Annotated in this window: 21 protein-coding genes; 10 read left to right on the top strand and 11 right to left on the bottom strand. The window is 71.5% G+C overall.

Annotated elements, in window-relative coordinates; all coding sequences use genetic code 11:
- Positions 1-19 precede the first annotated feature (19 nt).
- Together RKD05_RS17380 and RKD05_RS17375 are read right to left on the bottom strand one after the other, a co-directional pair.
- Complete coding sequence (locus RKD05_RS17380) at positions 20-478, bottom strand: acyl-CoA thioesterase (RefSeq protein ID WP_022879631.1); 459 nt, start codon at positions 476-478, stop codon at positions 20-22.
- A gap of 10 nt (positions 479-488) precedes the next feature.
- Positions 489-1,508: a putative zinc-binding metallopeptidase gene (locus tag RKD05_RS17375; protein WP_022879630.1), complete on the bottom strand. Its 1,020-nt coding sequence runs from the start codon at positions 1,506-1,508 to the stop codon at positions 489-491.
- Between the two features lie 143 nt (positions 1,509-1,651).
- Here RKD05_RS17375 and RKD05_RS17370 point away from each other — a divergent pair, with 143 nt between their 5' ends.
- A complete protein-coding gene (locus RKD05_RS17370) occupies positions 1,652-2,482 on the top strand; it encodes a CPBP family intramembrane glutamic endopeptidase (RefSeq protein WP_424711689.1) in 831 nt (276 codons plus the stop codon).
- A gap of 6 nt (positions 2,483-2,488) precedes the next feature.
- Here the strand turns inward: RKD05_RS17370 and RKD05_RS17365 are convergent, their stop codons facing one another.
- Positions 2,489-2,929: a DUF2000 family protein gene (locus RKD05_RS17365; RefSeq protein WP_424711687.1), complete on the bottom strand. Its 441-nt coding sequence runs from the start codon at positions 2,927-2,929 to the stop codon at positions 2,489-2,491.
- Positions 2,930-2,978: 49 nt separating this feature from the next.
- On the opposite strand from RKD05_RS17365, the gene RKD05_RS17360 reads away from it, so the two are divergent.
- Complete coding sequence (locus RKD05_RS17360) at positions 2,979-3,755, top strand: AraC family transcriptional regulator (protein ID WP_424711685.1); 777 nt, start codon at positions 2,979-2,981, stop codon at positions 3,753-3,755.
- Between the two features lie 42 nt (positions 3,756-3,797).
- Here the strand turns inward: RKD05_RS17360 and RKD05_RS17355 are convergent, their stop codons facing one another.
- The 4 genes from RKD05_RS17355 to RKD05_RS17340 form a co-directional block, all read right to left on the bottom strand.
- Positions 3,798-4,898: an NAD(P)-dependent alcohol dehydrogenase gene (locus tag RKD05_RS17355; RefSeq protein WP_424711684.1), complete on the bottom strand. Its 1,101-nt coding sequence runs from the start codon at positions 4,896-4,898 to the stop codon at positions 3,798-3,800.
- Complete coding sequence (locus RKD05_RS17350) at positions 4,895-6,367, bottom strand: aldehyde dehydrogenase family protein (RefSeq protein WP_424711682.1); 1,473 nt, start codon at positions 6,365-6,367, stop codon at positions 4,895-4,897. Before RKD05_RS17350 ends, RKD05_RS17355 begins: the two co-directional genes overlap by 4 nt.
- Positions 6,364-7,080: an alpha/beta fold hydrolase gene (locus tag RKD05_RS17345; protein WP_424711681.1), complete on the bottom strand. Its 717-nt coding sequence runs from the start codon at positions 7,078-7,080 to the stop codon at positions 6,364-6,366. Before RKD05_RS17345 ends, RKD05_RS17350 begins: the two co-directional genes overlap by 4 nt.
- An 83-nt stretch (positions 7,081-7,163) precedes the next feature.
- A complete protein-coding gene (locus RKD05_RS17340; protein ID WP_424711679.1) occupies positions 7,164-9,398 on the bottom strand; it encodes an ATP-binding protein in 2,235 nt (744 codons plus the stop codon).
- 172 nt (positions 9,399-9,570) lie between these two features.
- Between RKD05_RS17340 and RKD05_RS17335 the strand changes: the two genes are divergently transcribed.
- From RKD05_RS17335 to RKD05_RS17305, 7 genes are all read left to right on the top strand, one after another.
- Positions 9,571-10,761: an ABC transporter substrate-binding protein gene (locus RKD05_RS17335; protein ID WP_424711677.1), complete on the top strand. Its 1,191-nt coding sequence runs from the start codon at positions 9,571-9,573 to the stop codon at positions 10,759-10,761.
- Entirely contained in the window at positions 10,758-11,555 is a 798-nt protein-coding gene (locus RKD05_RS17330; protein WP_424711676.1) for an ABC transporter ATP-binding protein, read from the top strand. The genes RKD05_RS17335 and RKD05_RS17330 overlap by 4 nt, the downstream gene beginning before the upstream one ends.
- Positions 11,552-12,229, top strand: coding sequence for an ABC transporter ATP-binding protein (locus RKD05_RS17325; RefSeq protein WP_424711674.1), 678 nt, complete (start codon positions 11,552-11,554; stop codon positions 12,227-12,229). The genes RKD05_RS17330 and RKD05_RS17325 overlap by 4 nt, the downstream gene beginning before the upstream one ends.
- Positions 12,226-13,080, top strand: coding sequence for a branched-chain amino acid ABC transporter permease (locus tag RKD05_RS17320; RefSeq protein WP_424711673.1), 855 nt, complete (start codon positions 12,226-12,228; stop codon positions 13,078-13,080). Before RKD05_RS17325 ends, RKD05_RS17320 begins: the two co-directional genes overlap by 4 nt.
- The gene (locus tag RKD05_RS17315; RefSeq protein WP_424711671.1) at positions 13,077-14,105 is read left to right on the top strand and encodes a branched-chain amino acid ABC transporter permease; all 1,029 of its coding nucleotides are present in this window, start codon (positions 13,077-13,079) and stop codon (positions 14,103-14,105) included. The genes RKD05_RS17320 and RKD05_RS17315 overlap by 4 nt, the downstream gene beginning before the upstream one ends.
- Before the next feature lie 150 nt (positions 14,106-14,255).
- Positions 14,256-14,477, top strand: coding sequence for a hypothetical protein (locus RKD05_RS17310; protein WP_424711669.1), 222 nt, complete (start codon positions 14,256-14,258; stop codon positions 14,475-14,477).
- 52 nt (positions 14,478-14,529) lie between these two features.
- On the top strand, positions 14,530-14,814 hold the full coding sequence (locus RKD05_RS17305) for a helix-turn-helix domain-containing protein (RefSeq protein WP_424711667.1): 285 nt from the start codon (positions 14,530-14,532) through the stop codon (positions 14,812-14,814).
- Positions 14,815-14,834: 20 nt separating this feature from the next.
- On the opposite strand, the gene RKD05_RS17300 is transcribed toward RKD05_RS17305, so the two are convergent.
- Together RKD05_RS17300 and RKD05_RS17295 are read right to left on the bottom strand one after the other, a co-directional pair.
- Positions 14,835-15,092: a hypothetical protein gene (locus tag RKD05_RS17300; RefSeq protein ID WP_424711665.1), complete on the bottom strand. Its 258-nt coding sequence runs from the start codon at positions 15,090-15,092 to the stop codon at positions 14,835-14,837.
- Between the two features lie 199 nt (positions 15,093-15,291).
- Complete coding sequence (locus tag RKD05_RS17295; RefSeq protein WP_424711663.1) at positions 15,292-15,606, bottom strand: hypothetical protein; 315 nt, start codon at positions 15,604-15,606, stop codon at positions 15,292-15,294.
- Positions 15,607-15,725: 119 nt separating this feature from the next.
- Between RKD05_RS17295 and RKD05_RS17290 the strand changes: the two genes are divergently transcribed.
- The gene (locus RKD05_RS17290) at positions 15,726-16,538 is read left to right on the top strand and encodes a shikimate 5-dehydrogenase (protein ID WP_424711662.1); all 813 of its coding nucleotides are present in this window, start codon (positions 15,726-15,728) and stop codon (positions 16,536-16,538) included.
- Between the two features lie 54 nt (positions 16,539-16,592).
- Here the strand turns inward: RKD05_RS17290 and RKD05_RS17285 are convergent, their stop codons facing one another.
- The gene (locus tag RKD05_RS17285; RefSeq protein ID WP_424711661.1) at positions 16,593-17,897 is read right to left on the bottom strand and encodes an ABC transporter permease; all 1,305 of its coding nucleotides are present in this window, start codon (positions 17,895-17,897) and stop codon (positions 16,593-16,595) included.
- On the bottom strand, positions 17,894-18,601 hold the full coding sequence (locus RKD05_RS17280; RefSeq protein ID WP_424711659.1) for an ABC transporter ATP-binding protein: 708 nt from the start codon (positions 18,599-18,601) through the stop codon (positions 17,894-17,896). The genes RKD05_RS17285 and RKD05_RS17280 overlap by 4 nt, the downstream gene beginning before the upstream one ends.
- Positions 18,602-18,648 lie beyond the last annotated feature (47 nt).

Genomic DNA, 18,648 nt, shown 5'->3' with positions numbered 1-18,648 from the left:
GTGACGGCCGTGCGACCGACTAATCGAGCCGGATGCTCCCCGTGGCAGGGTGCTCGTGCGGCATCCGGTCGCGGTCGTAGGTGATCTCGGTGTAGCCGTGGGGCTTGGGCTTGCCCTCCTCGTCGACGCTCACGAACACGAGCCGCTCGATCGTGAGGATGCGCTTGCGCGTGATCATGTTCCGCACGACCGCGCGCATCGTCAGCGACGTGCGTCCGAAGTGCGTCGCAGTGAGCCCCATCTCGATCAGGTCGCCCTGGAGAGCGGATGCCTCGAAGTTGATCTCCGAGATGAGCTTCGTCACCACGCGGTAGTTGCCGAGCTGGATGATCGCGTAGATCGCCGCTTCCTCGTCGATCCAGCGCAGCAGGCTGCCCCCGAAGAGCGTCCCGTTGGCGTTCAGATCCTCCGGCTTGACCCACTTGCGGGTGTGGAAGTTGATGCCGTCGTCTGAGGGATGCCACTGCGGATGCGTCACCCCGACAACGCTACCCGCCCGTGGTCCCGGCCTTCCGTGCACAGCGATCGAACCGCAGCGACGCGACGAACTCCAGCTTGTCGAGGGCCGGCTCGGGGATGACGAAGGGGTACAGGTCGGCCTTGCCCATGGACCGGTTGATCATGTTGAGCGAGGTGGTCAGCGGCATCCACACCCCCGTCACGAGGTCGCGGAAGCGCGAGAACGCGTCGATCCCGCCCACGGTGAGGAGGCCGTACGCGGTCGCGGTCTCGATCGTGTCGGTGATGTGGAGGAAGTGCGCCCACGTCTCGGCGAAGTCCTCGTACGGGTGCATCGTCGCGTACGTCGAGATGTAGTGCTCAGGCCAGTCGGCGGGCGGCCCCTCGGAGTAGTGGCGGTCGATCTCGGCCTGGTAGTCGGCGGTCTCGTCGCCGAAGAGCTCGCGGGCCTCTGCGATGCGCTCCGTCCCCTCGACCATCACCCACTCGATGTAGTGCCCGACCTCGTGCCGGAAGTGCCCGAGCATCGTGCGGTACGGCTCGCCGAGCTGGTTCTGCACCTTCACGCGGTACGCGTCGTCGCTCTCGGCCAGGTCGATCGTGATGACCCCTTCGTCGTGCCCGATGACGACGTTCTCGGCGACGCTGGAGAGCAGGTCGAAGCACAGGCCGCGTTCGGGGTCCTGCGCCTTGCTCTCCACGCGGAACCCCAAACGATCGAGCTCGAACAACAGCCACCGCTTGGCGCGCTCGGCGACGGGGAACTGCGCGAGGCCCGCGAGGTCGGCGTCGTTGGGACGGACGCGCGTGAGATCGCACGCTGAGCACTGCCCGCCCTCGAGGGGCGCGAGCCACGTGCAGCCGGACAGGTTCAGGTTGCGGCAGACGTGCCACACGAGTCCGGACGAGTCGATGTAGCGACCCTGTGCGTCGACGGGCACGATCTCCGCCTCACCGCGCGAGAAGCCGAGGCTGGTCCCGCACGCGACGCACACCGAGTTCTCGAAGTACAGGGCATTGCCGCACACGCGGCACCGGAAGGCCTTCACACCTTCAGCCTGTCAGGCGGACGAGTCCTCGGGGCCGGAGATTGCGCCTGGCGTCCACGGGTCTTTCGTCCTGTGCTGCCGGTGACGCAGCGGGTATCACGGTGGTGACACGGTCGCTCGGCCGGGAAGGGGGCGAGACGACCATGACCGACATCGCACGCGCACGACCCGGCGGCATCGCCGTCTTCGTGGCCGTGGCGTTCTCCGTCACGTGGGCGATCTGGACGCCCCTCCTCGTGCAGGCGCAAGCGACGGGTCTCGATCGGATGCCGTGGACCTTCTTCCTCGCGTCGGTCGGGCCGCTGTGCGGTGCCGTCGTCGCGTCGGCGTGGGAGGACGGACCGCGGGGCGTCGCGGCCTGGGCGCAGCGGATCTTCTCGCTGCGTTTCCGCCGGGTGTGGTGGCTCGCCGGGATCGGGATGCCGCTGGCCTACCTCGTGATCGCGTGGCTCGTCACGTTCGTCGTGACGGGCGCATGGCCCGACCCCGCGGGTTTCGGTCTGACCGGGAAGCTGCCCGGGCTGGCGTGGCCGGCCGTGGCGCTGGTGTGGGTCCTGACGTTCGGACTCGGCGAGGAGTCCGGCTGGCGCGGCTGGCTGCTGCCTGCCCTGACGCGGCGCGTGTCGCCGTTCCGGGCGGCACTGATCGTCGCCGGCGTGTGGATCGCGTGGCACGCGCCGGCGTTCTTCTTCAACCCGACGTATACCTCGATGGGGGCGGGCATCATCGGGTGGATGCTCGCCCTCGTGTGCGGGTCGTTCCTGCTCGCGTGGATGACACTCGGCGCGCGCGGCAGCATCGTTCCGGTGCTCCTCTGGCACGCCGGCTTCGATCTCCTCACCGCGGCCGATCAGTCCGCCGGGATCATCGCGTCCACGATCAGCGCGATCGTCATGGTGCAGGGCGTGCTGTGCGGCTGGCTGCTCTGGCGGCGGGCTCGCGCCGTGCGCGGCGCGGCGGCCGTGCATGCCTGACCGGGGTCAGGCGTGGAACACCGCGCCTTTCGCGATGCGGTCGACGACGTTCCTCGGGCCGCGCAGCGCGATGCCGACGAGGTCGAGCGCCGCGGCGGGGATGGCCGCGACGGCGGCGCGGTTGGCGTCGTCGTGCATGGTGGCGAAGAGCTCGCGCGTGTAGATCGCGAGGGCGACGTCGTCGCGCGCCGCGGCCTTCGCGCGGGCGCGCGCCAGCAGCGCCGCATCCCCCGTGAGCACGATGACCGGCTGCCGCAGCATCGGGAGGTACTCGGTGCCGTCGGCGTCGCGGTACGGCTCGCCGACGAGGCCCGGGGCGCTCGTGGCGATGCCGGCAGTGAGGAACGCCGTGACGTTGAGTTCCTGCCAGGCGGCCAGGTCGTCGCCGAGGATCACGACGATCTTCGTGTCGAACGTCGGCGCGGGGGACGGTGTCGGCTCGGTCATGCCTTCAGCCTCGGCCCGTGGCATCCGTTCCGTCTTGTACGTTTCTTGCATGATCGAACGGGTGCGGGCGTGGCACCCGGACGTGCCGTTCCTCCGCGAGGTCTACCACGCGAGCTTCGCCCACGCGTACCCGCTGCACACGCACGACGACTGGGCCGTGATGCTCGTCGACCGGGGTGCGGTCACCTACGATCTCGACCGCGTCGCCCACCGGGCGGCGCCCGGGGCGCTGACCGTGCTGCCGCCCGGCATCCCGCACGACGGGCGTTCGGCGGTCGCGGGCACCGGGTACCGCAAGCAGGTGCTGTATCTGCGCCGCGACTGGCTCCCGGGCGACACGGCCGACCGCGTCGCCCGGCGGCCGACCCTCGGGCGCGGACCCGCGGAGGCCGCGGCCCGACGCGTCCACGTCGCGCTCCGGTTCCCGGGGGAGGAGATGGCCGCCGAGCACGCCCTGCTCGCGGTGCGCGACGCGATCCTCGCGCACACCGGCACCGCCGTCGCGGGCGTCCGCGACGCGCCGCTCGCCCGGCGCCTGCGCGCGCTGCTCGACGACCGCTTCACCGAGTCGTTCACGATCGCCGAGGCGGCGGCGCTGTTGGGCGCACACCCGAGCCACCTCGTGCGGGAGTTCTCCCGCGCGTACGGCCTGGCCCCGCACCGGTATCTCGTCGCGCGCCGGGTCGACGCGGCGCGCCGCCTCCTGGTGGACGGATGCCGCCCCGCCGACGTCGCGGCACGGACGGGATTCCACGATCAGGCGCACCTGAACCGCCACTTCCGCCGCGTCTGGGGCGTGACGCCGGGAGCGTTCGCGCGCGGATAGGACCCGTCCGCCCGACGTCGTCGAGGGACGGGCCCCGCGCGGTCAGTACACGATCACCGGCTTGACGGTCGCGCCGCTGTGCATGTCGTCGACCGCGCTCTGGATGTCGTCGAGCGCGTAGCGGCGTTCGAGCCTCTCCAGCGGCAGCCGTCCCTGGGCGTGCAGCGCGACGAGCCGAGGGATGAGTTCCCGGGGCTCGGTGTCGCCCATCGTCACGCCGCGGAGCACCTTGCCGGTGAGGATCCCCTGGATGTCGACGGCGATCTCGGTGCCGGGCGGCGGCGCACCGCACACGAGCACGGTGCCGCGGACGGCCGCGGCATCCAGCGCGGTTCGGGCCACGCCGGGGTGGCCGGTCGTGTCGAAGCCGAGCGAGACACCGGCTCCGCCCGTGAGCTCGGCGAGTCGTGCCGCCACGTCTTCGCGCGACGCGTCGATCGTGTCGGTCGCACCGAGCTCGCTGGCGAGGTCGAGCCGCGCCGCGACCCGGTCGATCGCGATGAGCTGCGCGGGCCCGCGGAGGGAGGCCGCGATGATCGCCGACAGCCCCACCGCGCCCGCCCCGTACACCGCGACGACGTCGTCGGGTCCCGGGTCGAGGACGTTCCACATCGACCCGAAGCCGGTGAGCACGCCGCACCCGAGCGGGGCGAGGACGGTCAGGTCGGCGTCGTCGGCGACGCGGACGAGCGCCCGTTCGTCGGCGATCGCGTACGTCCCGAAGGACGACTGTCCGAAGAAGTGCGCTGAGATCGCCTCGCCGCCGCGGGTGATCCCCGCCGATCCCTCGGGGCGGATGCCGCCCAGCAGGTTCCTCGGGAGCCAGGAGTCGCAGTACGCCGGATGCGACGTCGCGCAGGCCCGGCATCCCCCGCACGAGGTGAAGCTCAGGAGCACGGCATCCCCGGGGGACACCGCCGTGACCCCGCGGCCGACCTTCTCGACGTGTCCGGCACCCTCGTGCCCGATGATGCCCGGGACGGGGAACGGGATGCCACCGGCCAGCACCCCGAGATCGGTGTGGCAGAGCCCGGTCGCCGTGAGCCGCACGAGCACCTCGCCCGGACCCGGGTCGCCGTACTCGACGTCGGCCACCGAGATCGTCGACGGCGCTTCGACGATCGCCGCACGCCCCGCGGTCATGCCCGGCCGCCGAGGTCGAACACGATCGAGTGGGCCTTCTGGTACGACTGCAGCGCCTCGGGTCCGCCCTCGCGTCCCCATCCCGACGCCTTGACGCCGCCGAACGGCACGGCCGGGTCGAGCACGGCCCAGCCGTTGATCCACGTGATCCCCGCCTTCAGCCGCGCCGCGACGCGGTGCGCGCGGGCGAGATCGGAGGTCTGGATGCCACTGGCCAGGCCGTACCGCGTACCGTTCGCGAGCGCGACGGCTTCGTCCTCGGTGTCGAACGGCTGCACGGTCAGCACGGGACCGAACACCTCGTCGACGACGACCTCCGCGTCCGGCTCGAGGTCGGCCAGAACCGTGGGGGCGTAGAAGAACCCGCCGTCGCGTTCGACGACGTGGCCACCGGTGACGACGCGGGCCCCGGCGCTGCGCGCCCGCTCCACGAGGGCGGCGACCTTGTCGAGCTGCGTGCGGCTCGCGAGCGGACCGATCACGGTCGCCGGGTCGGCGATGTCGCCGAACGGCACCTGCGGCACCGCGTCCTTGAGGATGCCGAGCACGACGCCGTACAGCGGACGTTCCACCAGCAGCCGGGGCCCGGCCATGCAGAACTGGCCGGCGTTGAACACGAAGGCCGAGATCACCGTGTGGATCGCGCGCTCGAGATCGGCGTCCGCGAACAGGACGTTCGCCGCGTTGCCGCCGAGCTCCGCCGTGAACGGCTTCAGCGTGCGCCCCGCGAGCGCCGCCGCGTGCGCGCCGATCTCGGTCGAGCCCGTGAACGCGACCTTGTCGACGTCGGGGTGCCCGACGAGGTGGTCGCCGAGGACGGAGCCGGGTCCGGTCACGACGTTGAACACGCCATCGGGGACACCGGCCTCGCGCAGGATGTCGGCCATCAGCAGCGCGCTCAGCGGAGTGTCGCTCGCGGGCTTGTGCACGACGGTGTTGCCGGCGACGAGCGCCGGGGCGATCTTCGTGCTGGAGAGGATCAGCGGGAAGTTGAACGGTGTGATGGCGGCGACCACGCCCAGCGGCTCGGAACGCACGTACGCGTGGGCGTCGGCGGTGATCTCGCGCACGTCGCCGTCGAGGCGGTGGCCCAGCGCCGCGTAGTACTCGTACAGCTCCGCCGCGTTGTTGACGTCGACCACGCGGGCGAACGTGATGGGCTTGCCGACGTCGAGGCTCTCGGCCTGCGCCAGCTCCTCGGTGCGTTCGCGCATGAGCGTGTAGGCGCGCTGCAGGATGCGGGCGCGCTCGCGGCTGGACATTCGCGGCCAGGGGCCGTGGTCGAAGGCCGCTCGGGCGGCGGCGACCGCCGCGTCGACGTCGGCGACCGTCGCACGGGCGACGTCGGTGATGACCGCGCCCGTGGACGGGGCGATGACGTCCATGCGGCCGCCGTCGACGGCATCCCGCCACTGTCCGTCGATGAAGAGACGCCCGGGCGCGATCACGGTGGTGTCGACGATGCTCACCGGGTCACCTCCGCGGGGGCGATGACGTCGGCGAGGACGCCGGCGAACCACACCGGGTCGTCCTCGAACGGCGTGTGTCCGGTGGCGACCCGGACGACCGTCGCGCCCGAGCGGGCGACGAGGTGCTCCTGGAACGCGGTCGGCACCAGGGCGTCCTGCTCGGTGAGGACGTACGCGGTCGGCTTCGCGCGCCAGGCGACGCGGGTCACGGGAGAGGTGAAGGCCCCGAGGGACTGCGGGCGGAACGTGTCCGCGATCATCTCGGCGAGACCGGCCGGAGCGTCGGCCGGGAGATCGGCGGAGACCATCGCGATGCGCTCCTCGCGCGAGCGGCCCATCGAGACCATCCCGTCGGCGATGCCCCAGAACTCGGGCACACCGCCGCCGACGGCCTGCTGCAGCGTCTCGCCCGCGTCCAGCGCGAACGCCGCGACGTAGACGACCTGCGCGACGGCCGGGTGGTCGCCCGCCTGGGTCGTGGGGATGCCGCCGTACGAGTGCGCCACGAGGGTCACCGGTCCTTCGGCGGCATCCAGGTACTCGGTGATCGCGGCCGCGTCGGCGTACATGTCGGCGGTGCTGCCGATGCTCGGCAGGGCCACGGCGTCGACCGTGAACCCTCGACCGCGCAGGGCGTCGGCGAGACGGTCGAACACCCACGGGCCCGCCCAGGCCCCGTGGACGAGAAGGATGCGAGGTGGGGAAAGGGTCATGCGTGCGCTCCTCGGATGGGGGACGACCTCGGCGTCGTCGGCCCCAGTGTCGGACGCGTCCGACCGGGACGGTATCCGTAGGACTACCGAACAGCGGCGAGTGTCGACTGGTACCAGGCGGCGATCTGCGCGCGGGAGGAGAACCCGAGCTTGGCGAGGATGCGCTGCACGTGCGTGTCGACGGTGCGCACCGACAGGACCAGCCGGTCCGCGATCTCACGATTGCTGAGTCCCTCGTGGATGCCGGCGGCCACCTCGCTCTCCCGGGCGCTGAGTCCCGTCGCGGGGCGCCCGGGCGCCCCCGCGAACGCGGCGGCCTCGGCGGGGGAGAGTCCTTCCCCGATCGCGGAGAGTCGCTCGAACGCCTCGTCGCCGAGCCGCTGTCGCACGATCGCGACGCACCGGTCGTGCTGGGCGACCATGTGCGGGCCGTGCACCGCGATGCCCGAATCGATGCGCCGCCACCAGCTCCGCGCGGCGCCGAGGAGGACGGCGGTGCGTTCGGTGGGGGAGCGGGCCGCGTCGATCCAGCTCAGCAGTTCCAGCACGAGGCAGTCGCCGACGGGATCGTCGATGCCCTCCTCGAGCACGAGGGCGTCGCGCGCGTTGCGCTCCGCCTCGTCGAGGTCGCCGTCGGCGTACAGGGCGAGGGCGATGGCCCACTGGGACAGCGACCGCTGCCACCGTTCGTCGATCGATTCGGCGAAGCGCAGCGCCTCGCGCGCGGGGGTGGCGGCATCCGGCAGCCCCAACTGGGTGCGCGTCACCGTGAGCTGGAACTGAGCGAGCAGCGCCTCCTCGGGGTGCCCGATCGATCGCGCGAGACCGATCGATCGCAGCAGTTCGTCGCGGGCGAGTTCGCCCTCACCGGCGAACAGGGCGCGGCTGCCGTTCCATCGACGCAGCTCCACCTCGCAGAGCGCGGCCTCGTCCTCGGGCACGAGCGGCAGCAGGGCGCGCGCGTCGTCGAGGTGGGCGCGCGTCTCCTCCAACGCTCCCTGCAGCACGCACAGCCACGCCGACACCAGGAGGGCCGGAACGCGGACCCTCGGGGCGCCGCCGGGGAGCGCGAGCACGCGCCGTCCCCACCGCCGTCCCTCGGTGAGGAATCCGCCGACGCCCCAGTGGTAGCGGAGATCCGAGAACAGCTCCAGCGCGCGGTCGGTGTCGACGGTGACGGCCGTGCGCAGAGCGGCATCCATTTCCGCCCGGTCCGCGCGCTGTCCGCGCAGGATCTTCCGCTGGGCCGGGCCGTACCAGTTCGTCCGGGCCAGGTGCGCGAGACCGGTGTAGTGGTCGAGGTGGCGGCGGACGAGCTGCGGCTGGTCGCCGGACTCCTCCGCGCGGTCGCGTCCGTAGCTGCGGATCGTCTCGAGCAGGTGGAACCGTCCCGAGTCGCGGTCGGCCTCCACCAGGGACTGCTCGATGAGCTGATCGAGGGTGTCGACGGTGGACGTGTCGTCGCCCCCGGCCACCGCGATCGCCGCCGGAAGATCGAACGGCCCGGCGAACACGCTGAGCGCGGCCCACAGCGAGCGCTCCGCCGGCGTGCACAGCTCGTAGCTCCAGTCGACGACGGCGCGGAGCGTCCGCTGCCGCGACACGGGGGCGCGCGTCCCCGACCGCAGCAGGGTGAACCGCTGCGACAGCCGCCGCCCCAGCTCGGTGACGGACAGCGTCCGCAGCCGCGCCGCGGCCAGCTCGATCGCGAGCGGGAGGCCGTCCAGCGCCCGGCACAGTTGCGCCGCGGCGGCGAGGTCGGTCCGCGCGAGCGCGAAGCCCGCGTCCCCCGCGCGGGCGCGCGCGAGCAGCAGGGCGAGGGCGTCGGCGGGCTCGTCGCCCGCGGTGTCGGTGGCCAGCGGCGGGACCGCGAACACCTGTTCGCCGTCGACGTCCAGGCGGCGCCGGCTCGTCGCCACGATCGTGACGTCGGGGAGCGCGTCGAGCAGTTCGTCGACGACGGAGGCGACGGCGTCGATCAGGTGCTCGCAGTTGTCCAGCACGATCAGCGACTTCTCGCCGCTGAGCACGTCCACGACGAAGCTGAGCGGTTCGCGCGCCGACAGCTCGCCGTATGGCAGCGCCTGCGCGATCGCGTCGGTGACGCGGCGCGGGTCGCTCACGGCGTCGAGGCCCACGAAGACCGCGTGAGTGGAGGTGCGCCGGGCGTGGGCGTTCGCGGCGCGGACGGCCAGGCGCGTCTTGCCGACACCCCCGACGCCGGTGAGGGTGATCAGGCGCGCGTGGGTCAGCTCGTCGGCGAGCGCCGCCAGCTCTCGGCGACGCCCCACGAACTCGCTGCGCGGCTCTCTGATCACGACGGGCGTCCTTGCTCTCGGTGGCTCTCATTATGTGCGTGCGCGGAGTCCACCGGTGGGGATCCGGGGCCGATTACGTCATTTCACGGATAGACGGGACGGATCGCCGCCCTCCGACAATGGCCGCCGGACCCGCCGGGTCCTGTGTTCAACGACGAACCGGGAGAACTCCATGCGCAGAACCGTCCCTCTGGCCGCCACGGCGGCCCTCGCCCTCGTCCTCACCGCCTGCTCGGGCGGCACCGCTTCCGGTTCCGCTTCGGGGCCGGTGAAGATCGGCATGGTCGTCCCGCTCACGGGTTTCCTCTCCGCGCTCGGGCAGGGCGACAAGGAGGCCGCGGAGCGCGCCGTGGCCGACATCAACGCGGCGGGCGGCATCGACGGACGTCAGGTCCAGCTCACGGTCGTCGACGACAAGGCCGACGTGACCGAGTCCGTGAAGCAGTTCAACCAGCTCGCCTCCGACCCGTCGTACTCGGCGATGCTCGCGAGCAGCTTCGTCTCGGCCGCGACCGCCGTGGGCAGCACCGCCCAGTCCGCGAAGATCCCGACGATCGCGCTCGGCCCCGTCGACGCGTTCGCCGACGGCAGCAACCCGTACGCCTTCACGTCCCCGCCGGTGCCCGCCGTCTACGCCCGGGCCCTGGTGGACTACTGGGTCGCGCAGGGCGTGAAGACCCTCGCGATCGGCTATACCGGCGGCGACCTGTACGGCGGGAACGGCGAGAAGGCGACCGTGGAGTTCGCGAAGGAGGCCGGCATCCAGGTCGTCCTCGACGAGGCCTACGACCAGACCTCGACCGACTTCACGCCGCTCATCACCAAGGTGGTCGCCGCGAAGCCGGATGCCTTCGTCGTGTGGGGAGCGGGACCGGCGCCGGTCATCATCACCAAGCAGATCGCAGGCAAGGGCATCCCGACGTACTTCACCGGGGCCGAGGCGTCCGACCTGTACCTCCAGCCCGCGGGGGACGCCGCCGAGGGCGTCGTCGCCGCGGCGACCGTGGCGCTGGCGGGTGACGCGTTGCCCGACGGACCTTACAAGACCAAGGTCATGGCGGTCGCGCAGCCGTGGAAGGACGCCAACGGCGGCGCCTACCCGCCGGAGTTCGCGTTCGGCGGAGCGTCGGGCGTGGAACTGCTCGCCTCGGCGATCGACCGCGCCGACTCGACCGATCGGCAGAAGATCCGCGACGCTCTCGAGCAGACCGACCTGCTGACCTCGAACGGGCACTACTCCTACAGCGCCACCGACCACATGGGCCTGGATGCCACCTCGCTGGCGATCTTCCAGGTCAAGGGCGGGAAGTGGGTTCCGACCGAGTACGCGACGAAGAAGTTCGCGACCGAGCTGCCCCAGTGAACGACACCGCACCCTCCGCGGGCCTCTCCGCCGGCCTCGAGCTCTCGGGTCTGTCCCGTCGCTTCGGCGGCGTCTACGCCAACCGCGACGTCTCCTTCACCGTCGCCCCCGGCGAGGTGCGGGGCGTGATCGGGCCGAACGGGGCCGGCAAGTCCACCCTGTTCGGCCTGATCAGCGGTCACGTGCGTCCGCAGGAGGGCAGGATCCTGCTCGACGGCGCGCGCATCGACCGTCTGCCCCCGCACCGCCGTGCCCGCCGTGGCATCGCGATCGTGTTCCAGGGCGCGCGGCTCTTCCCCGGGATGACGGTCCTCGAGAACGTCGCGGTCGGCGCGCACGCCCGCACGCGGGCGGGAGCCGTGGATGCCGCGCTCCGCCTGCCCCGCCATCGCCGCGAGGAGAGAGAGATCCTGTTCGACGCGCGCGAGGCGCTCGAGCGCGTCGGGCTGTCGGACTGGGCCGACCGGGGCGCCGAGCAGCTGCCGCTCGGGCAGCAGCGGCGTCTGCAGGTGGCGCGGGCGCTCACGGCCCGGCCCCGGGTGCTGCTCCTGGACGAGCCCGCGTCGGGCCTCCGCGCCGACGAGCGCCGTGACCTCACGTCGCTCATCCGCGAACTCCACGCGGACGGCACGACGATCCTGCTCGTCGAGCACGACGTCGCGATGGTGATGTCGCTGGCCGACCGCATCGCCGTGCTGGACCTCGGACACGTGATCGCCGACGGCACACCCGAGGAGATCCGTCGGGACCCCGCCGTGATCGCCGCGTATCTGGGAAGCGAGGCCGCCGCATGATGCTCGACGTCGCCGATCTCGTCGTCCGCTACGGCGCGGCGACGGCCCTCGACGGGGTGTCGCTCCGCGTCGAACCGGGCGAGCTTGTCGCCCTCGTGGGCCCCAACGGGGCCGGCAAGACCTCGCTCGTCAACGCCGTCAGCGGACTCGTGCGCCCCGCGGCGGGCGTCGTCCGCGTGTCCGGGACCGTGGCGCAGGTGCCCGAGGGGAGGCAGATGTTCGGCGACCTCAGTGTCGACGACAACCTGCGCCTCGGCGCGTGGCGCCGACGACGACGGAACACGGATGCCGTGTACGAGCTGCTGCCGGACCTGCAGCGTGTGCGCCGTCAACGGGCGGACACGCTGTCCGGCGGTCAGCAGCAGATGGTCGCGGTGGGCCGTGCGCTCATGGCCGAGCCCGACCTCCTCGTCGTGGACGAGCTCTCGCTCGGTCTCGCCCCGCTCATCGCCGCCGACCTGGTCCGTCACCTCGCCCGGCTCAACGCCGATCGCGGCACGGCCGTCCTCCTCATCGAGCAGGAGGTCGGATTGGCCTTCGAGCTGTGCTCGCGCGCCTACGTGCTCGACGCCGGGCGCATCGTGGCGGAGGGGCCGACCGAGCAGCTGGCCGCTGCACCCGAACTGCGCGCCGCGTACCTCGGCGGCTTCGACGGACAGGAGACCCCCGCATGAGCGACCTCGTCACCTACCTCCTCAGCGGCCTCGCGCTCGCCGGGTCGTTCGCCCTCGTCGGGAGCGGCATCGTCGTCGTGTACCGCGTCACGCACGTCCTCAACTTCGCGCAGGGCTCGTTCGTGGTGTTCGGGGCCTTCCTCTCGCAGACCTTCCGGCAGATCGGTCTCCCGCCGGGGCTGTCCGAGCTGGCGGCCGTGGTGGTCGTCGGTCTCATCGGGTTCGTCGTCGGCGCCGTCGCCATCGGGAAGCCCGGAACGCACCCCATGACGTCGCTCCTCATCACCCTGGGCATGTCGCTGGTCTCCGCGGCGGTCATCATCGCGGTGTGGGGGCAGAACCCGGTCTCGCCGCCGGGATTGACGGGAACGGTCACCGTGCTCGGCGCCACGATCGAGGTGCAGCGCCTGCTCGTGCTCGTCGTCGCCGTCGCCGCGCTGGCGTCGCTGAGCCTGCTGTTCGCGCGCACCGACATCGGCCGCGCCCTCACCGCCGCGGCATCCAATCCGCGCGCCGCACGCCTCGTGGGCATCGACACGCGCGTGATGGGACTGCTGTCCTTCACGATCGCGGGCGTCCTCGGCGGCCTCGCGGGCGTGCTCATCGCCCCGACGACGGCCGTGTCGGTCACCTCCGACCTCCCGTTCGTGCTGAGCGCGCTGGCCGCCGCCGTCTTCGGGGGACTGCGGAACCCGTGGATGACGTTCGTCGGCGCCCTCGTGCTGGGCGTCACCGGGCAGCTCGTCGCCGGATACGCCAACGGCTCGTACCAGACCCAGATCGCGCTGATCATGATGCTCGTGCTGATGATCGCCCGCTCGCGCTCGTTCACCGCCGAGGAGGCGAAATGACCCGCATCGTCACCATCCTGGTCGCCGTGGCCGCCGCCGTGGCACCGCTCCTGCTGGTCGACCAGACCTTCTTCGTGCAGACCGCGCTCGCCGCGATCGTCGTCACGGGGCTGTCCCTGTTCATGGGGTACGCCGGTCAAGCGTCCCTCGGCCAGGGGGCGTTCGTCGCCGTGGGCGGGCTGACCGTCGCCGTCGGCACCGTCTCGCTCGGCATCCCTCCACTGGTCGCGCTCGTGCTCGCGCCCGTCCTCGGTGCGGCTGCCGCGGCTCTCGTCGGCTGGCCGCTGCTGCGACTGCGCGGTCACTACCTCGCGTTCGGCTCCCTCGCGGTGCTGCTGATCATCCAGACCGTGATGGCGACGGTCCCGCTGTTCGGCGCGGGCGTCGGCATCTTCGGCATCCCTCCGCTGTCGGTGGGCGGCCTGGTCGTGACCGACCAGCGCGTGTACTCGTACCTCGCCCTGGCGGGGCTGGCGCTGGCGCTGCTGGTGTGCCGCAATCTCGTGCGGTCGCGATTCGGCCGTGGCATCCGAGCGCTCGCCGGCAGCGAGTCCGCGGCGGCGTCGAGCGGTGTCCCCGTGCTGCGCAGCAAGCTCACCGTGTTCGCGGTCGCCGGGGCGTTCGCCGGGTTCGCGGGTGCGCTCGGCGCCTTCTTCACGCCGTACGTGAGTCAGGACACCTATCCGCCGTTCGTGTCGTTCGGCTACGTCGTGATGGCGGTCGTCGGCGGCCTCGGCTCGGTGTGGGGCGGCGTCGTCGGAACGCTGGCGCTGAGCCTGTGGCTGCAGGTGCTCAGCACCCTCAGCGCGACTCCGGGGATGCCGGCGGCGGCGGGGCCGATCCTGCAGTACGCGGGCTACGGGGTGGTGCTCGTGCTCTTCCTCCTCTTCGTCCCCCGGGGGATCGTGCCGACCGTCGCGGGGCGCTGGGCGGCCCGGCGCGGGAGACGTTCCCGGACGCGCGAGAGGGGACGAACCGCCCCGGAGGTGGACGATTCCCTCGCCGCATCGTCGGCCGCTCGCTGAGTCGCCCGGCCCCTCTCCGCGCCGAAAGTGACCATGTATACGTGGTATATCTGAAGGGGGCGACGATACTGCTGCGAGAGGGGCCGGATGCAGGACGGGGCGAATTCCTCGCGGATCGGCGCGAGTGCGCCGCGATTGGACGCGAGGCGCATGGAAGCGAATGCTGCGATCCTCAGCGTGCTGCGTTACATGACGGGCGACCTGTCCCTGACGGAGGCGGCCTCACGTGCCGAATTGCCGCGCAGCGTCGTGGCGGAATTGAGTAGCGAGTTCGCGGGGTTCCTCCTGCCTCGCGCGCTGCGGTCGATTCGTCATGCGAAAGATCAGGCGAATCCTAGCGACGGCCGGGAGCGCGCGATTACGAATCGTTAACGTGCCACACTGGCGGGGCGATGTGTACGTGGAATTCCGACAACCTGGTCCCGTGGTAGGCGGCGGCTCGATCGACCCGTGGGCGGAGTACTCGCGGGTCCTGGGATTGAACCTCCAGAGCGCGCGCCTTCGCGCCGGGCTCACGCAGGAACGCGTGGCCCACGCGGCGGGGCTCTCGACCTTCACGTACCAGAAGCTCGAGAAGGGCGAGTCGAACCCGGGCACCGCGGCGAACCCCCGGATGCAGACGCTGGTGTCGCTCTCCCTCGTCCTCGAGGTGACGGTCGGCGACCTCCTGCCGGTTCCGACGCTGGAGCTCTTGCGCGGCGGAAGCTGACTCCGGCGGGTTCGCTCGCGTCAGGGGACCAGGTCCTCGAAGATCCTGGTCAGCGTGCGATGCAGGCGATGCGCGCTCTCGACGGTCAGCACGAGGCTGCGCCGGACGCTGTCCTCGGGCGAGATCCAGACCCAGGTGTCGCCCCAGCGCTGTTCGACTCCGACGGTCAGGTCCCCGGCGGCGACGCGATCGAAGCCCGCGCCATCCGGGCCGGGGCGCCGTTCGACGACCGGGGCGAAGGAGGCGTCGCTGCGGTGCGACACCACCTGGCCGTCCACGTGGTCGTGTATGCCGTTGCACCATATCGGGCAGGTCGCTTCGGACGGCGACGGCTCTGCATGCATGGTGCACCTATCTCGCGGGCATCTCTGCCGGGTGGGTCGTGCCGTCGGTCGCGCGCCGCCACCGTGAGGCCCCCCAGCGCTTTGGGGGGACAATACCACGCATACATGGTGTGTGAATTGCGCTATCGGGCCGTCAATTGTCCCACCCGTGGATTTCCACATGCCACTCGCCGGTCGTGAGGTGCCACCGTGCCGTCCCTCCGCTCACGGGCTCGAGGTGGAGGCCGGCGGCCCAGCGATTGGCCACCGAATTCTTGCGCAGGGACCCGCGGGTAGGGGTCCCCACGACCGTGACATATCCCTCCCAATGGTCGACCGACCAGGACAGGGGAGGGAGGTGCAGGGTCCGCCCCCACTCATTGAGCGCGCGTCCGATCGCCGTTCGCAGAGTGGCGTCGATTTCGCGCGCGACGATCTCGGTCGGGAGTTCCCGCGCATTGTTCACCATGTATGCATGGTAGGGAGGAATGTGGTGCGGCCCCAATTCGAGAACCTGTGGGGGAGCGCCCGACGCGGGCGCCGCCTCGTACGATCGAAGGACCGTCCACACCCCCCCCGGAGGCCCTCATGCCCGAATTGAGCAAGGACACCACCGTCTGCATCTCGCTCGCCGGTCGTCCGTCGAACATCGGCACGCGCTTCCACAACTTCCTCTACGCCGAACTCGGTCTCGACTTCGTCTACAAGGCGTTCACCACGACCGACATCGCCGCGGCCATCGGCGGGGTACGCGCACTCGGCATCCGGGGCTGCTCGGTGTCGATGCCGTTCAAGGAGGCCGTGATCCCGCTCGTCGACCGCATCGAGCCCTCGGCTGCGGCGATCGGGTCGATCAACACCATCGTGAACGACGGGGGAGTCCTCACCGCGTCGAACACCGACTACGAGGCGATCGCGAGCCTCATCGAGAGTCACGGTCTCGACCCCGCGGCATCCGTCCTCGTGCGCGGCTCGGGAGGCATGGCGAAGGCCGTGGTGGCGGCGTTCCACGGCGCCGGGTTCCACGACCTCACCGTCGTCGCCCGCAACGACGTCGCCGGCCCCGCTCTCGCCGACGCCTACGGGTTCCGGTGGGTGGCCGACGATCCCACCCCCGGCGCGGACATCATCGTCAACGTCACCCCGCTGGGGATGACCGGACCGGATGCCGAGGCCCTCGCGTTCTCCCCGCAGCACATCGACGCGGCGACCACCGTGTTCGACGTGGTCGCCTTCCCCGCCGAGACTCCGCTGATCCGCGCGGCACGCGCCGCCGGACGGGACGTCATCACGGGCGCGGAGGTCATCGCCCTGCAGGCCGCCGGGCAGTTCGCGCGCTACACCGGGGTGACTCCGACGCCCGACCAGGTCGCCCGGGCGTCCGCCCACTCGCGCTCCTGATGCGGCGAAGGCCCCGCGATCGTCGCCGACCGCGGGGCCCGAGGTGCGCGACGGTCACTCGTACCGCAGCGACTCCACCGGGTCGGCCCGCGCCGCTCGGGCGGCCGGAAGGCTGCCGGCGAGGAACGCGATGCCCATGATGACCAGCGACGTCACGACGATCGACACGGGGTCGAACGCGATCAGCTGCAGCCCGGGCAGGTTGCTGAACAGGGTGCGGGCGAGCCCCGCGCTCACCGGCACGCCGACCGCGATCGCCACGACCGCGCCGAGCACGCTGCCGAGGAGTCCGAGGACGACCGCCTCGAGGCTGAAGAGCGAGAAGACGCGGCCGCTGCCCATCCCCATCGCCTTCATGAGGCCGATCTCCCGCGTCCGTTCCTGCACCGACATGAGGAGGGTGTTGACGATGCCGAAGCTCGCGGCGAGGAGGGCGATGACGGCGAACGCGTTCAATACCAGCACGATGCCGTTGATGACGGCTTGGAACGTGCCGAGCTGGTCGGCGACCGTGCGGCCCGTGTATCCGGCATCCGTCAGCGACGCCTTCACCGCGTCGATCTGCGCCGGCGTCGCCGACGAGGCGACGGTCACGTTCGCGGTGGCGTAGCGGTCGAGTTGGTCCTGCGGGACCCCGGTGTTCTGCGCGGTGTACAGGGCGTCCTGCAGCGCGGTGTTCGTCGTGAGGGCGGTCGTCGTGGTGAACGCCGCCTCGGTGACGCCGGTGACCGTGGCTTCGACCAGGTGCTGCGTCCGCAGCGGATCGGTGACGGCGATCGTGACGGTCTTCCCCACCGCGTCGGCGTCGTCGGAGAAGCCCAGCGGCCCTACCAGGGCGGTCGGCAGGGCGACCTGCAGCGCGTCGGCGGCGTTGTCGGGGGCGTCGCCGGCCGAGAGCTGCGGCGTCTGTCCGCCGATGAGACCACCGGCCGACGCGACATAGCGGTCGCCGCCGTCGTACTGCACGTAGTCGACGGTCGCGGAGCGGACGGGAGTCACGCTCTCGACGCCGTCGATGCCCTCCAGGGTGGTGATGTCGGCATCGGTGAGAGCGGACACCTCGCTGCGGGCACCAGGGCGGCCCGGGCTGGTCTGCGCCGTCGCGATGGCATCCGGATCGTACTTCTGAGGCGTGTCCGACGTCGCATCGGCGGTCGACGTCTTCGACACCGTCAGCACGTTCGACGCCCCGATCGACGACACGGTCGAGTCGATGAAGCGGTTGATGCCGGTGCCGAGGCCGTTGGTCAGGGTCAGGGTGAAGGCACCGACGAAGATCGCCAGCACCGTGAGGATCGTGCGCGTCTTCGAGCGGAACGTGTTCGAGAACGCGGTGGCGATCAGGTCGGTGGTCTTCATGCTGCGCGTCCCTCCTCGGAGACGATCACGCCGTCGCGGATCTGGATGCGGCGGTCGCAGCGCGCCGCCAGGTCGTCGTCGTGCGTCACGACGATGAGGGTGATCCCGTGCTCGCGGTTGAGTCGGAAGAGGATGTCCTCGACGACCGCCCCCGTCTGGGAGTCGAGGTTGCCGGTCGGCTCGTCGGCGAAGATCACCTGCGGGTCGTTGACGAGCGCGCGGGCGATGACCGCGCGCTGCTTCTGCCCGCCGGAGAGCGCCGTCGCCTTGTTCTTGGCCTTGTCCTGCATGTCGAGCTCGGCGAGGGCCGCGAGACCCCGGCGCTTGCGCTCGGCGCGTCCGACCCCGGCGATCTTGAGGGGCAGGACCACGTTCTCCAGCACCGTGGCGTTCGGGGTGAGGAAGAACTGCTGGAAGACGAAGCCGAACGTCTTGTTGCGCGTGCGGTTCAGGCGACGGCCGCGGAGGGTGCCGGCATCCGTTCCGTCGAGGGCCACCGTGCCGGTCGTCGGGGCGTCCATCAGGGCGAGCAGGTGCATGAGGGTGGACTTGCCGGAGCCGCTCTTGCCGACGATGGCGACGCTCTCGCCGCGCCGGATGTCGAGCGAGACGCCGCGCAGGGCGTCGAAGCGGGCGGATCCGCGGCCGTAGGACTTGTGCAGGTCGACGATCGAGAGGAGCGGGGGTGGGGTGTCGGGTGTCATGGCTCCACCCTCGTCGGGGCCGTGGTTCCGCGCGTCCCGTCGGAGGG

It is taken from the genome of Microbacterium sp. SLBN-111 (genome assembly GCF_049739645.1).
Lineage (GTDB): Bacteria > Actinomycetota > Actinomycetes > Actinomycetales > Microbacteriaceae > Microbacterium.
Note: the sequence above shows the minus strand (reverse complement) of the source record. Positions and strands in the feature narration are given on the sequence as shown.